Source organism: Terriglobus roseus DSM 18391 (assembly GCF_000265425.1).
GTDB lineage: Bacteria > Acidobacteriota > Terriglobia > Terriglobales > Acidobacteriaceae > Terriglobus > Terriglobus roseus.
Genome location: NC_018014.1, coordinates 103,687 through 118,033, shown reverse-complemented (window position 1 = coordinate 118,033; position 14,347 = coordinate 103,687). Strand labels below are relative to the sequence as shown.

Annotated in this window: 12 protein-coding genes; 6 read left to right on the top strand and 6 right to left on the bottom strand. The window is 61.8% G+C overall.

The features are described 5' to 3' along the window. The first annotated feature begins 13 nt into the window (after nt 1-13). From TERRO_RS00480 to TERRO_RS00465, 3 genes are read left to right on the top strand one after another with little or no spacing between them, the layout of a single operon-like run. Entirely contained in the window at nt 14-364 is a 351-nt protein-coding gene (locus TERRO_RS00480; RefSeq protein WP_014784019.1) for a PadR family transcriptional regulator, read from the top strand. Next, nucleotides 361-1,134 carry a hypothetical protein gene (locus TERRO_RS22970; protein ID WP_014784018.1) on the top strand — a complete coding sequence of 258 codons (774 nt, stop codon included), beginning with the start codon at nt 361-363 and terminating at the stop codon, nt 1,132-1,134. The genes TERRO_RS00480 and TERRO_RS22970 overlap by 4 nt, the downstream gene beginning before the upstream one ends. Before the next feature lie 3 nt (nt 1,135-1,137). Further along, nucleotides 1,138-1,974, top strand: a complete 837-nt coding sequence (locus TERRO_RS00465; protein WP_014784017.1) for a TIGR03435 family protein — start codon at nt 1,138-1,140, stop codon at nt 1,972-1,974. Between the two features lie 54 nt (nt 1,975-2,028). Here TERRO_RS00465 and TERRO_RS00460 read toward each other — a convergent pair whose 3' ends face one another. Further along, complete coding sequence (locus TERRO_RS00460) at nt 2,029-4,407, bottom strand: LssY C-terminal domain-containing protein (protein WP_014784016.1); 2,379 nt, start codon at nt 4,405-4,407, stop codon at nt 2,029-2,031. A 204-nt stretch (nt 4,408-4,611) separates the two neighbouring features. On the opposite strand from TERRO_RS00460, the gene TERRO_RS00455 reads away from it, so the two are divergent. Beyond that, nucleotides 4,612-5,856: a cation:proton antiporter domain-containing protein gene (locus TERRO_RS00455; protein ID WP_014784015.1), complete on the top strand. Its 1,245-nt coding sequence runs from the start codon at nt 4,612-4,614 to the stop codon at nt 5,854-5,856. Nucleotides 5,857-5,921: 65 nt separating this feature from the next. On the opposite strand, the gene TERRO_RS00450 is transcribed toward TERRO_RS00455, so the two are convergent. Then, the gene (locus TERRO_RS00450) at nt 5,922-6,755 is read right to left on the bottom strand and encodes an oxidoreductase (protein ID WP_014784014.1); all 834 of its coding nucleotides are present in this window, start codon (nt 6,753-6,755) and stop codon (nt 5,922-5,924) included. A gap of 146 nt (nt 6,756-6,901) precedes the next feature. On the opposite strand from TERRO_RS00450, the gene TERRO_RS00445 reads away from it, so the two are divergent. Beyond that, nucleotides 6,902-7,801 (top strand): AraC family transcriptional regulator, encoded by a 900-nt coding sequence (locus TERRO_RS00445; protein WP_014784013.1) that lies wholly within the window; start codon nt 6,902-6,904, stop codon nt 7,799-7,801. Nucleotides 7,802-7,807: 6 nt separating this feature from the next. Here the strand turns inward: TERRO_RS00445 and TERRO_RS00440 are convergent, their stop codons facing one another. The 4 genes from TERRO_RS00440 to TERRO_RS00425 form a co-directional block, all read right to left on the bottom strand. Further along, nucleotides 7,808-8,695, bottom strand: coding sequence for a 3-keto-disaccharide hydrolase (locus TERRO_RS00440; RefSeq protein WP_014784012.1), 888 nt, complete (start codon nt 8,693-8,695; stop codon nt 7,808-7,810). A gap of 306 nt (nt 8,696-9,001) precedes the next feature. After that, on the bottom strand, nt 9,002-11,263 hold the full coding sequence (locus TERRO_RS00435) for a tRNA uridine-5-carboxymethylaminomethyl modification enzyme MnmG/GidA (RefSeq protein ID WP_014784011.1): 2,262 nt from the start codon (nt 11,261-11,263) through the stop codon (nt 9,002-9,004). A gap of 50 nt (nt 11,264-11,313) precedes the next feature. Beyond that, the gene (locus tag TERRO_RS00430) at nt 11,314-12,477 is read right to left on the bottom strand and encodes a vWA domain-containing protein (protein ID WP_014784010.1); all 1,164 of its coding nucleotides are present in this window, start codon (nt 12,475-12,477) and stop codon (nt 11,314-11,316) included. Nucleotides 12,478-12,553: 76 nt separating this feature from the next. Then, nucleotides 12,554-13,537 carry a rhodanese-like domain-containing protein gene (locus TERRO_RS00425; RefSeq protein ID WP_041592794.1) on the bottom strand — a complete coding sequence of 328 codons (984 nt, stop codon included), beginning with the start codon at nt 13,535-13,537 and terminating at the stop codon, nt 12,554-12,556. A 207-nt stretch (nt 13,538-13,744) separates the two neighbouring features. Between TERRO_RS00425 and TERRO_RS00420 the strand changes: the two genes are divergently transcribed. Next, nucleotides 13,745-14,344 (top strand): DUF4870 domain-containing protein, encoded by a 600-nt coding sequence (locus TERRO_RS00420; RefSeq protein WP_014784008.1) that lies wholly within the window; start codon nt 13,745-13,747, stop codon nt 14,342-14,344. Nucleotides 14,345-14,347 lie beyond the last annotated feature (3 nt).

Here is a 14,347-nt window from a genome sequence, read left to right as displayed (position 1 = left end):
CTGTGTGGAGGAAATGAGCGAACGCCTTCCTCTCAACGATTCCGACCTGGTAACACTGCTCGCGATTCTTCGGTTGGGCGACGAAGCGTACGGTGTGTCGCTGTGCAAGGAGATTGGGTCGATTACAGGAACGGGCGCTGCCCTGGCCAGCGTTTACAAGGCGCTCGATCGTCTTGAGCAGTCCGGATTGGTGGTGAGTCGCATGGGTGAGCCAAGTCCAGAGCGCGGAGGCCGCGCCAAGCGGCTAGTCCGCGTCACAGCGAAGGGTTTGCGCGCGATCGATGAAACCAGAGCAGCGTTGAATGACCTTTGGAGAGACGTCCCGGTTTACGGCTCCATTGCGCAGAAGGAGAAGTCGCGATGAGACAAGATCCGGTGTTGGGCGTTGCGCTTTGGCTGCTGACTGTTAGCTCTTCCGGTCGAGATGCGGAGGCATTTGCAGGCGATCTGCTGGAGTTATTTCACGCGGGATGCAGCCGTTGGTGGTGCCTGCGGCAAGCGCTCCTTCGCAGCGGATCTGTCACCGAGCAACGCCTCCGGGCTTCGCTGGTTCCACTTTGCTACTGTGCCGTCTTTGTCCTTCTGCATCCGCTTTGGCAGCAACTCTACACGCCCTCTGTTGCCGGCCTGCTCACGAAATACCGCGGCGCGATCCAATGGCCGGGTTCGGCGGTGCTGGAGATGATCGCAGGTCTGTTGCCAGCATTTTTGTTCCTGTATGTGGGAGTTTTTGTTTATTCGCTTCTGCGGCATCGTTCGTTGCAATCCCATCCCGTTGCAACATTGCTTTCGTTAAATGTCGGCGCATGCCTGCTGTTTGTAGCAATGCTGGTACGGCTGCATGTGCTGCACAATGATCTCCGCCTTCTGTCGCGTGCAGATTTCTACTATCCGCTGGTACATGGCCGATTCAGTGTGCTGCTGTTTCTGAGTTTGTTTGGTGCTGTGCTGATATTGCCGCGCACGGATCAACCACGTCGCCGCAAACCTTCGCATGTCGCGATGCGATCTATGGTGCAACGCATTGCAAGACGCTTTGGGTCAATGGCCCCTCCGGATGTGCCTAGGGCGATTCGCAGGCCACATGAAACGGCCACGAAGTCTTTGCTACTTTTCACAATGAGCGAGCGATAGTTTATGCGACTTACTTACAGCCTGCTTTTCTCAGGGTTGACGATGTTTGCGTATCCACTTAGCATGTGTGCGCAGTACACGACGCCACGATTGATGGCGTTGGACGGCAAGCCGTTGGAGTTTGATGTGGTTTCGGTGAAGCCGAGCAATCCCGGCGCCACCGGTATGAGGATCGGTTCTCCGCTGATGAGCGGCGGCTTCGAGATAACGAATATGCCGCCAGAAAATATCGTTCAGTGGGCATTCGGTATCTTCCTAAGTGATCAGATTGCAGGACTGCCGAACTGGGCGAAGCAGGAGCGTTTCGATGTGACGGCGAAGGTTGACGATGCGGAGCTTGAGACCTATCGCAATGTTACTGACCCCATCCGACGCGCACCGATGTTGCAGAAGATACTGATCGACCGCTTTGCGATGAAGTTCCACTACGAGACAAAAGAGTTGCCAGTGTACGCGCTGGTGGTGTCCAAGGGCGGCAGTCGCATGACGGAGATCGAGCCTGCGATTGGCCCGAATGGAATGAAGGATGGCGGTACAAGAGAGGTGAGGCGCGGGCAGATCCGGAGCATGGGTCAGCCGATGAAGCCGCTGATCAATCAACTCACCATCGAACTTAAGCGTGCCGTGGTCGACAGGACCGAACTGACAGGCTTCTATAACTTCACGTTGCGATGGACTCCAGATGAAGGTGCGACACCAACGAATAGTGCTCTGGAAGAAAATGCTGCGCCTTCCATCTTTACAGCGCTGCAGGAGCAGCTTGGATTGAAGCTGGAACGTACGAAGGCGCCCGTGCAGGTTCTTGTGATCGACCGTCTTGAGCGCCCCTCGGCCAACTGATCGCAAGAAGGCACAGAGGTAGGTCGCTACATCCGCCAGCGATCTCGAACGTCGTTAGAAGACGAAAGAGATGCCCATGGTGGCGCGTTGCTGGCGCATGACTCCGTCCATGATGGGTCCGATGACGGTGAGGCCGTAGCCCGGCAGATCGGCTGCGTCGAAGATGTCATCCTTTGACTTTGACCAGAAGTCCGGCTGGGCAGAGAGTGTTTCTTTGTAATCGGCGCGCAGGAGGATGCGGCGGGATGCGCGGTATTTCACTCCGCCACCGTACTGGAGGCCGACCTGAAAGATGCCGCCACCTTCGAGCGGCGGTATGGATGCAAACCGGTAGGCAGCAGTGATGGCGCCGACGGTGCTGAGGCCGAGTTTGAACCATGGCGAGGCGCGGGTGATGGGTGCTTCGGTGAGGTGCATGAGCCGCAGCGATGGGCCTGCCGAAACATAGGGGCGCCAGCGCGACTCGCGACGCAGGGGCAGGTATTGCAGGTTGTAGGCGACCTCGGTTGTGGAGAGCGTGGCCTCTTCAAATGCGAAGTCGGATTGCGTGGTGGGGTCGGTGTCCGGACCGGGCAACAGGTTGAGATCGGCAAAGCCCAGCATGAAGCCGGTGCGGTTGTAGTCGAAGGAGAACTCGTGCGAGAGGTGCTGATGCGAGTTGAGCGTGACGGACCCGCCGAGGTTGAAGCCGTTGTTGTGCTCATTGCCCAGAACCAGCAGGTAGGGCGGGTTGGCGACAGCGTCCTCGGGCAATAACAGATAGCCGATAGCGCCACCGTTGCCGCCGGCATAGCCTGCGAAGCCGCCATGGACACCGATTTCGACGGAGTATGGCGGGAGTCTCTTGGGCGGGTTCAGGGCGAGGTCTGCGGTGGTGCCGGCTTTGGCGGTCTCGACGAAGTCGCGCTTCTGCAGTTCGGGCTTATCGTCTGCCGTGGCCTCGGCCTTGCCGATGGCGTAGCGGTGCGCGTTGATCTCGGAAGAGACTTCCAGTGGCTGCTCGGGCGGTTTGGGATGCTTGAGTCCGAGTGCCATCCGGACGCCGCCGTAGGCGGAGACTGCAAGGTTGTCACGCAGGATGGTGTTGCGCAGGGTCAACGTGGTCTGCCGTGTGACCTGGACGAGTTTGTTCTGGTGAACGGGCATGGCTGCGGTTTGATCGACAGCCGGGACATTGATCGGCGCTTCGCAATCGTTCAGGCGGACGACTGCCATGCGGTTGTCGGTGACGATCTCTTCGCCGGTGCCGTTCTTGATGTCTTTGGGTAACCAGGATCGAGCGACGAGGTTCAGGCCGGTGACGCAGCCCGTGAGCATGAGGTCATTCACGACCTTTGCGCGTTCGTGGTCGATGTTGTGATCGATCTGGTGGATGAAGTTCTTCTGCGATGCGGAGAAGCCGATGCCGATGTCCTGCGTTGAGGAGGACAGCCAGACTCGCTGGCCCTGCCATTCCTCCTGCGTTGCGAAGACGCGCAGATGATGGCGCTTGGAGAAGGTGTCGAGTGTCTTTGCGAGGCCCAGGGTGGGCTTTTGACCTTCGAGCAGAAGCGTGGACATGGGGGCGGTACGGTAGGCCTGCACCTCAGAGACGGCGCGGACCGTGCGATAGGCGGACGTTGCATCGAGGGTGTCGACCTGTAACCAGCCGGCGGCCTGGAACGCTCGCAGGATGGCGGACTGGTCACCGATGAACATGAGGTTCGTCAGGTCAGACGGTGTGTGTTTTGGATCGGTGACGGTGCGATAAGGCTGCCTGCGGATGAGGCCGGTCAGAGCGCGTTCCGACTCTGCATCCTGCGCGAGTGCTGGCGCGGCGGATTCTGTGCCGTGAGCGATGGAGATGGGTTGGGTGGTCAGCAGGATGAGCTCAGTGTTTGCGGGGAGCGAGATCTCCGGGTCAGAGAAGCGAAGCAAGGATGCGGACGAGGCGGTGGTGAAGATGAGGGCGATGGGATTGCTGAAGGCGAGTGTGCCGACCGCGCCGGAGGTTTTATGGCTCAAGGTTGAGGTGGAACGGACGCCGGCGATGCGTCCCTGCTTGTTGATGACCTCGCGCGAGTTCTCAATCTGTGCGACACGCGCGGCGAGCGGAACGATGGTGCCGTCCGGCAGGATGATGCGCTCCATGTCGAGGCCGATGGAGGACGTCTCATGGGTGAAGCCGAGTCGCACGCTGTTGACGTGGACTACCCTGCCCTCAACCTTGCTGCCCATCGGCAGCACGATGCCGTCGCCTGCAAGGACGGGCGCAGCGATGATGGCGTGCACTACAGAGCCCTTCTTCGAGAGGCGCGTGGAGACGCGCTCGGTGAGGCGGATTTCGATGGGTGTCTGTGCAGGGATGACGAGCTGTGCCGCTGCAGTTGCAGCCGATCCCAGAGCGAGCGCGCTGAGAACCACTGCTTTTTGAAGCGTGAAGATCAATTGCATGTGTGTGCGGCCTGCTTGCTGTGGTCGGTATAAAGACCATAGTAGCGATCGTGCGGACGGCGGCAAATCCCCCGATGAGGGGACGGTTTTAAGAGGCAGTCATAAGCGAATCCCACGGCTTGTGCGGATGAGTCTGCGGACGTTGGTTCGTCGGAGGCAGGCGACCTGCAAGGCGGTCAGAGTGCGGCTCGATAGAATCAGAGCATGCTGGCTCTGATTGCGATCGTGGTGAGCCTTGCGGCTATTTTCGGGTTGGTCAGTTCGCGGTGGCTGAAACTGCCTACCGTGGTCGGCACCATGCTGCTGACGGTGCTGCTGTCGACGGTGCTTGCCTTCACAAGCCATAGCTTTCCCGCGGTGCATGCGTGGGCACTGCATTCTGTTCTGCGCATTGATTATGAGCGGTTCATTCTGCATGGGCTGTTGTCGCTGCTGTTGTTTGCCGGTGCGTTTCTGCTGGACCTGGAGCACCTGTCGCGCGAGAAGTTTGCGGTGGGGATGCTGGCGGGCCTGGGGACTTTGTTGTCGACGGGGCTGGTGGGCACTGCGTTGTTCTTTGCAGCGCCGCTGTTGGGACAGCATCCTTCGTTTCTGCAGACGTTGCTGTTTGGTGCGCTGATCTCGCCGACGGATCCGATTGCGGTGCTGGAGATGCTGCGACGGGTGGCTGCGCCGCGGTACCTGCAGGCGCAGCTTGCGGGCGAGAGCCTGTTTAACGACGGTGTGGGCGCGGTGTTATTCGTCACGATTCTTGGCATTGCTCAGAGCGGGCGTATGCCTTCAGCCTGGGAGGTCAGCGGAAGGTTTCTGCTGGATGCGGGCGGTGGACTGGCGCTGGGCGTACTGCTGGCGATGCCTATCTCACGCATGATGCGTGCGGTGAATGCGTATCACATCGAGATACTGCTGACGCTGGCACTGGCGTTGGGTGGGTATGCGATTGCGGACAATCTGCACCTGTCGGCTCCGCTGGAGGCGGTGGCTGCAGGGCTGGCCCTGCGATGGCAGAACAGCCGGCACCCGGCCGATATCTCGCACACTGCGATTGAGGGTTTCTGGACAGCGATTGAAGAGGTCCAGAATGCCGTGTTGTTTGTGCTGATGGGATGTGAGTTCCTGGCGGTGCCGTTCACGGTGGGATCAGTGAACGTTGGGCTGGTGAGCATTGTGCTGGTGAATGCGGTGCGGTTTGTGACGACGGGCATGGTGCTGGGGTTGGTGCGGCTGGTGCAGCCGGCACACAAGACTTCCCTGCTGATGATTGCGTGGGGTGGGCTGCGCGGAGGCCTTTCAATTGCGCTGGCATTGAGCGTACCGGAGGAGCTGGGGCGTAACTGGATTCTGGTTGCGACCTATGTGGTGGTAGTGTTTTCCATTGTTGTGAAGGGTGGGTCGATGGACCTGTTTCTGCAACGCTTTCGTGGGCATATTACGGATCAGGCTGCGTGAGTGTGTGCGCTGAAAGCGAGCCGCGCGGGTGGCGGTTTGCCTGCCCGCGTGGCTTGCTTTCTTAGTTACATTGGAAAGTCCGTGGAGGCAGAGACTGTGCGCCACTCCTCTACGTTCTTGGCGTCGCGTTGCAGGCGGTCTTCCATCCATGCGATAGCGTCGCTGCCCATAAGTAGATGCAGTGGCTGTTCCGGCTTGCTGGCGACATCCACCAGGACCTTTGCAAGCTTTGCCGGATCGCCTTCCTGCTGGAGGCTTTTGCCGTTGAGCCAGGCCTGCATCTGTTCCAGTCCCGGCGCGTACTCCGGTAGTGCAGCGTCGGTGTAGCGCACGGAGGTTGGCTCCAGGAAGTCTGTGCGGAAGAAGCCGGGTTCGACTGCCGTGACCTGAATGCCGAGTGGTTGCAGCTCGCCCGCGAGCGACTCGGACCAGCCCTCAAGCGCGAATTTGCTGGAGCAGTAGAGCGATGCCATGGGTCCGCCCTTGAGACCGGCAACGGACGAGATGTTGAAGATGCGGCCGCTCTTCTGTTGCCGCATGCCGGGCAGGACGGCGCGTGTGACGTGCATGGCGCCGAAGACATTCACGCTGTACTGCGCTTCGATGTCGTCAGCGGAGGCCTGCTCAAATGGGCCGAAGTGGCCGTAGCCTGCGTTGTTGACGAGCACATCGATATGGCCGAAGCGCTCGATGCCGGCTGCTACTGCTGCCGTTGATTGTGCCGGCACGGTCACGTCGAGCGCGACGGCCAGCAGGTGTTCCTGCGTACCCAGTGCTGACGTAATCTTTGCCGCGTCGCGCGCGCCTGCGATGACCTGGTCACCCGCTGCCAGTGCTGCCTTTGCGATCTCAAGACCCAATCCGCGGCTTGCGCCTGTGATCATCCAAACCTTGCTCATTTCGTAGCTCCTTCTTGCTTACCCTGCTGAGGGTATGGGATCTGGTAAGGCAAGCGGTAGAACGAAGCGTGCTGATCCTTGCCTGATCCGCTCAGAGGTTGAACAAGGGAAAGAATCCTGAGCGACGATGGCAGCGTCTGAGGAGTATGACTTCCCTGCAAGAGCTGCAGCGCCGCATTGTGGACCATGCGACCGCGCCCATCACGGTGACGGCGGTGCCTGGCCTGTCGCTTTATCACGCGGACAGCGATGCGCCGCTGAGTGCGCAACTGATCTACACGCCGATGGTCTGCATCATGGCGCAGGGCGAGAAGAAGGTGCTGCTGGGTGACAGCGTCTTTCGATATACGCCGGAGAGTTACCTGGTGAGTTCGGTTGATCTGCCTGTGACGGGGCGCGTGTGCAATGCAGCACCGGGCCGCCCTTACCTTGCGCTGAGTCTTGCGATCGACACGCGTCTGCTGTCGGAGTTGCTGATGACGCTGCCGCCTGCTGCGACCGAGACGGAGCCACGCTGTGGGCTGGCGATTGGCAAGGTGGATGCGGCGCTGCTGGATTGCTTTGTGCGGCTGACGCGTCTGCTGGACGAACCAGGGGCGATTGCGATGGTGGCGCCGCTGATCGCGCGCGAGATCCTTTATCGCCTGCTGCAGGGTGAGCAGGCGCAGATGCTGCGGCAGATTGCCACGCAGGAGAGCCGCACCTACCAGGTGGCGCGGGTGGTGCAGTGGATTCGCGAACACTATGCCGAGCCGTTCAGCGCGCAGGTGCTGGCGGAGGTGGCGAACATGAGCCCTGCTTCGCTGCATCGGCACTTTCGCGCGATTACGGCGATGAGTCCGCTGCAGTATCAGAAGCAGGTGCGGCTGCAGGAGGCTCGGCGGCTGCTGGTGACGCAGGGTGAAGACGCCGCCACCGCGGGCTTCCATGTGGGCTATGCGTCGCCGTCGCAGTTCAGCCGCGAGTACACACGCACGTTTGGCAAACCGCCCCGGCAGGACGCAGCGCATCTGCAGTCGCTGGCCGGTGCGGTTGCCATTCCGTGAGTCCGCTTACTTATCGAACTTGCGCCACCAGATGTCTTTCACGCTGATCTTGCATGGTTGCGATTCGATCTCGAAGCCGATGAGGCCCATCTGGTTGTTGGCGTCGTTGGGGTCGTCGTCGATGAAGGTGGCCATGAGCTGGCCGTTCATGATGTGCATCATGACGCCGCCGCGGGCGATGATCTCGTAGTCGTTCCACTCGTTGGTTTTGACGTAGCCGCCGAGCGCGAGCTTGTCGCCGATGTTGGCGACGAGGCGGTTTCCCTTGCCGGGGAGCGCCTGCGTGACCTGGCCGCGATAGGCGAGGATGCCCTGCATGGTGTTTTCGGAGTACCACTGGCCGGTGTAGTTGGAGGCGGACTGGCGGACTGGAAACCAGAAGTCAGCCTGCGGGCCGGTGAGCAGCCACTTGGGCGGCGTGCCGTTGGGACCGGCGCCGGCGGGCTGCGGACGTGTCCATGCTTCGCCGGTGTGCGAGCGGTACTGGATGCCGCCACCGCCGCCTTTTTCAATCTTCATCTGCAGCTTGAGGTCGAAGTCTTTTGCCTTGTCAGCGGTGTAGACGATGTAGCTGTTGCCCTTGCGTTCTTCCTCTTTGGTTTCGCCGATCATGACGCCGTCTTCGATACGCCAGATGGAGGGGTCACCGTCCCAGCCCTTCATGGTCTTGCCGTCGAAAAGCTGCGTGTAGCCGGCGTGGTCGTCGATGTCGTAGGGCAGCGGGTCGTGGAACTTGGGCATGCCAGGGAGCATCTTGCCGCCGGGGCCGGGAGCGGGTGGACGCGCCGCTTCGGATTCGAGGGCGGGGGAGACGGCCTGTGCCGTCATGCGCGTGGGGGTGGCGATCAGGAGGGCTGCGAGGGCGAGCGACAGGCAGGGAAGAGCTTTGTGCATGAGTTTGGGGCCTTCCTTTTGAGACGATTCAGCGACGTGCCAGTCTAGAACCGCCGGGAGGGGTTTGGCGATTGGTTTTGTGGATGAGTGAAGAGCGGTTCGCGCTTTGCGCGAATTCCCACCTTAGCTTCGCGAAGGTGGGGCACCCGGTTTGGTGGTTGCGCTTGGTGGCTTGCGGTCGCACGCGAACCCACCCTTTGCTTCGCAAAGAATGGGGCACCCGGTTTGGTGGTTGCGCTTGGTGGCTTGCGGTCGCACGAGAACCCACCCTTTGCTCGCAAAGAATGGGGCACCCGTCATTCGAGCCTATGCGGGGGAGGCTGCTGATGGGTTTGGTGCGCGGGACTGCATCTCGATGAGCATGTTGATGAGGGTGAGGGCGGCTGGGGTTACGCCTGGGATGCCGCTGGCCTGGCCGATGGTCTGGGGACGGACGCGGTCGAGCTTTTCCTGGATTTCGCGGGAGAGGCCGCTGACGCCTTTGTACTGGAAGGATGCGGGGATTCTGCGGGACTCTGAGCGCTTGAGTTTTGCGATGGCGCGGAGTTGCTGGTCGAGGTAGCCGGCGTACTTGATCTCGGTCTCTACGGCGCGCAGTTCGTTGCGGACGCGCGAGGTCATGGGCTCGGCTGCGTAGTCGTGGAGGCCTGCCTTTGCGAGGGGTTCGCGGAGGGAGAGGATTAGCTGCTCGATGCTGACTTCGGGGCGCTTGAGTAGGTGGGCGAAGGTCTGGCCTTTTAGGTTTGTGGGATCCCACATCGCTTCAGGATTTGGGGCTGTGATCTTCTTGCCGCTCCGATCCCACTCATCCGCGTTGCGTAGGAATGGGGCACCCGATTTTGTGGCTGCTTCAGGATCGGTGTCTTCTTCGGTTGCTTGCGGACGGGATTCGCTTGCTGCGCTTAAACGTTTTGATAGTTGCGCAACTGTCGAAGTGTCGATGCGGGTGGTCTCAAGGAGGACGGCCATGGCGGCCATGCGGGCCTGGCGGGCTTCGTAGCCTGCCCATGCTTCGTCGTCGATGAGGCCAAGGCGGCGGCCGTAGGGTGTGAGGCGGCGGTCTGCGTTGTCGATGCGGAGGTGCAGGCGGAACTCTGCACGGCTGGTGAACATGCGGTAGGGCTCGTTGGTGCCCTTGCTGATGAGGTCATCGATGAGGATGCCGGTGTAGCCTTCGCTGCGGTCGAGTGTGAAGGCGGACTCGCCCTTGACGTTCAAGGCCGCGTTGATGCCGGCCATGAGGCCCTGGCAGGCTGCCTCTTCGTAGCCGCTGGTGCCGTTGATCTGGCCGGCGAGGTAGAGGCCGTCGATGCTTTTGACCTTGAGGGAGCGGTCGAGTTCGGTGGGGTCGATGGCGTCGTACTCGATGGCGTAGCCGGGGCGAAGCATGGTGGCGTTTTCGAGGCCGGGGATGGAGTGCACCATGTCGAGCTGCACTTCGGCGGGCAGCGAGGTGCTCATGCCGTTGACGTAGATCTCGTCGGTGTCGAGGCCTTCGGGTTCGAGGAAGAGCTGGTGCTGCAGCTTGTCAGGGAAGCGGACGATCTTGTCTTCAATGGACGGGCAGTAGCGCGGGCCGATGGCTTCGATCTGGCCGCTGTACATGGGCGAACGGTGCACGTTGTCGCGGATGAGTTCGAGGGTGCGCGGCGTGGTGTTGACGATGTGGCAGGGGATCTGGCGGAGTTGCGGCACGCCCTGCGAGCGGAACGAAAACGGTGTGGGGTCGGCGTCGCCAGGCTGGACTTTGAACGGGGTCCAGTCGATGGTGCGGCCGTCGAGGCGCGGCGGTGTGCCGGTTTTGAGACGGCACTGGCGGAGGCCGAGCTTCTTGAGGTTCTCGCCGAGGTGGACGGATGCGGGTTCGTGCGGGGTGCGGCCGGCGCTGGTCTTCTGTTCGCCGCAGTGGATGAGGCCGTTGAGGAAAGTTCCGGTGGTGATGACGACGGCGCGGGCGTGGAGTTCGCGGCCATCGCGGAGTTTCAGGCCGGTGCAGCGGCGTGGGGATTCAGGGATATTCGATTCCCACATCTCAGAATCGAGATGTGGGGCACCCATATCTGTGCCGCTACGGTCCCACACATCCGCTTTGCGTATGTATGGGGCACCCGGTTTTGTGCCGCTGCGGTCGGTGTCAGATTCTGGGGTTTCGTCCTTTGCTTTCAACAGGACATCCACAACCTCTGCTTCGACGAGGGTGAGGTTTGGGATGGTGTTGAGAAGGTTCCGCATGTGGACGCGGTAGAGGGCTTTATCGCATTGGGCGCGGGGTGACCAGACGGCGGGGCCTCGAGAGGTGTTGAGGAGCCGGAACTGGATGCCGCTGGCATCGGCGATGAGGCCCATGACGCCACCGAGGGCGTCGACTTCGCGGACGAGATGGCCCTTGGCGACGCCGCCGATGGCGGGATTGCAGCTCATCTGGGCGACGAGTTCGATGTTGAGTGTGAGGAGGGCGGTCTTCAGGCCCATACGCGCGGCGGCCGCCGCGGCTTCACAGCCGGCGTGACCAGCGCCTACGACGAGGATGTCGAAATCCTGCGCGCTCTTTTCGTGGGTTTCGCTCACGAGTTTTATTTTACGAGGGTGGCGATGCAGCCATCCGGAGCCCAGAGCTGCTACTTCGCCGGTTCCGTGGTGGAGGTGATCTGTGGCGGTGCGAGCTGGTCGGGGTCGGGCGGGCGTTGGGAGAGCGGGCCGTGTTGAACGCTGGGGTCGAGTTTGGTGGGATCGGCTATGGGCATCGAGGTGCCGGCGGGGCGAATGAAGTAGCGTGGCTGGCCGATGCTGACGTTGAGGATGTGCTGGCCGGGGCCGAGGTTCTCTGGACGGTTGAACTCCACGATGTAGCGGCCGCGGACGAGTGTGACGAAGCGGTTGAGCGTTGTGGGCAGGGCGTGAGCGTCCGTTTCGAGGAGCATGCCACCACTGAACTCGCTCATGACGGCGAGATCGCTGGCGCTGGCTGGGGACTGCATGGGGATGGAGGTAAAGCCGCGGGATCCACGGCTGCCTGGGCCCGATGGGATGTACGAGGAGCCGGGAAGTGTGTGGCCGGGCGGTACCTTGCCGCGTTCTGCGACGGAGAAGATGGCGACGCCTGTGATGGTGGCGACGTTACGCGCTTTTTCCGAGCTGTAATCGTGGTCATTGTCGATGCCGTCCGTCACGGCGAGCAGGATACGGCGGCCGGGCTGCGTGGAAAGGCTGGCGGCGACGGTGGCGACGGATCTCCACAGGCCTGTGTTCTTCGAGCAGGAATCCATGGAGCGATTGGGCGGGGAGCCGGTGGCAGCAAACGCGGCGTAGGCCTGCAGCAGGGCTCGCTGCACGGGCAGCAATTCGCCGTGGCGCCGCAGGTGGCAGCCGTCGGTTTCGTAGAGGACGACACGATCTCGCTGACTGAGCAGACCGGGTGTGAGTGCAGCCAGTGCGTCGGCGAGCGCGGGCAGAAGACTGTTGGGGTGAGTGCGATCAATGAGGATGGCGAGCGTGATGGGGTCGTCACCCTGGAGACGAACGAGCCGCGGGCGGACGGGCTTGAGCTCGTCGAACTGGATGGTGAACTTGTTCGGATCGACTGGTTTTACCGGCTGCAGGAACGGATCGAGGATGAGGACCGGAATCTGGAGCAGGTTGGTATAGACGCGGAAGAGTGCGGGGTCGGAGTCGTGGTCAGAAGCAGGCGGCGTCTGCGCGTGTAACGCCTGACAGGCGCAGAAGAGGGCTGCCACGGCGAACGCCGTAAGCCAGCGCGGGCGGCCTGGAGCCTGTGTGAACAAGGGTATTGCTCCGACGTTGGAGAGCCGGGGGAAGTCTCACACAGGACGGATACGGTGGGCAAGCGGGTTGTTGCTGTTATTCGAAGCGAGGCAGGTGGCGCAGTTCGCCAGCCGGAACGGGTTCGGTTGGGCAGCCGGATTTGACCCAGGCTCGCAGCCCACCTTCGATGACGCGGACGCGGGTGCCACGGGTTTCCATGGCGTGTGCGATGCGGATGCTGGTGGCGTCGCGGACGCAGGAGCAGTAGACGTAGATGTCGCACTCGGGCGCGAGGGTCTCGCGAAGCGCGTCGAGTTCGGCACCGAGGCGGTTGGGTTCGACGCGGATGCTGTTCTTGATGCGCTGCATGCCGGGGTCGTAGTAGCCGTGGGAGCGAACGTCTGCGATGACGATGGGGCGCGAGGGATCGGGGTTTTCGAGGCGCTGGACGACTTCATCGGCGGAGACGCGCTGCACGTTGCGGTACCGGCGGTCGCGCATCTTGATGAAGGCCCACAGCGCTGCGTAACCCGCGAGCGCCACCAGGACGAAGCCGAGCGCGACGTGGCCGACGACGGCGAGGGCCTGGGTGACGAGCTTGATGTAGTGGCTGAGGAAGTAACCGACGGCGATCCAGGTGCTGACGTGGAGCATGGCTCCGCAGAAGTCGAGTGACCAGAACTTGAGCGGGCGCATGTTGAGGCTGCCAGCGAGCGGTGGCGCCATGCTGTTGAGGCCGGGGATGAAACGGGCAACGAGGAGGACGCGGGGGCCGCGCTCGTAAAAGAAGTCCGCCGAGCGGAAGATGCAGACTTCCGGATCGATGGTGAGGCGGCAGAGACGGCCGAGGAGCCACCAGCCAGTAAGACGTCCGCCGGAGTACAGAACCGTGGCGCCGATGCTCTCCGCGAGGACGCAGAGCGGGACGAGGATGAACAGGCTGAGTGAGCCGCCGTGAGCTGCAGCACCGCCCAGGATGAGGGCGAGTCCCGCGGGCAGAGGGAGACCAAGTGCCGAAATGAGAAGGAGGCCGGCGACGGAGAGATATCCATGCGCTGCTACCCATGCTGCCAGACTCATGGTTGTCCCTGTGTGTGCCTTCGCAACTAGGATGCGGAATGTGCCGAGGGTATGGCTTGCATTGCAGAATGACGTGACCGGCAAACGCGCCGGAGTTGGCAGCATCCAATTTGTTTCCGTGTGGCGGTTGCCCTGCATCCTGCAAGGGTGTTGGATGGGACACATGCGCCAAGGCGAACAGCCAGAGCGAGCGATGAGGCAGACGAGATGAGTACGAACCCGCCCCACGATCCAGAGCTGAACAGTTCCGGCGCGGAACCAGTGTATGGCCCTGCGTACACTGCGGCCGCCGGTACGGAGACGCAGACCACCGAGGGCGAAGGCAGGCGGTCGTCTGGAGAGCGCGCTGTTGCGCCGGAAGCGGAGGCGAGTCGCGAGGCTCGAACTCAGTCTGCGACGGACGAGGGGTCCTCACCGCCGTATACCGCACCGTATCCGCCCTACCCGTATGATCCGCCGCCGGCGTATGGCTTGCAACCGAACCTGGCGGCTGGCCTGGCTTATATGACGCTGGTGCCTGCGGTCTTCTTCCTGCTGGTGGAGCCGTACAAATCGAACCGGCTGGTGCGATTCCACAGCTTTCAGTCGATCTTCTTTTTCCTGGCCGTGGCGGCGTTGCATGCGATCGAGAATGTGCTGGATGCTTTGCTGCCGGTTGTGATGGCGTATTCGATCATCAGTGTGGTGTCGCTGGTGTGGCTGGCGACGTGGCTGGTGGCGGTGGTGCAGGCATTTGGCGGGAAGCCGTACCAGCTGCCGTGGATTGGGCGGTTTGCGGAGAAGGCTTCGAGCGGCGCGACGCTTTAGCTG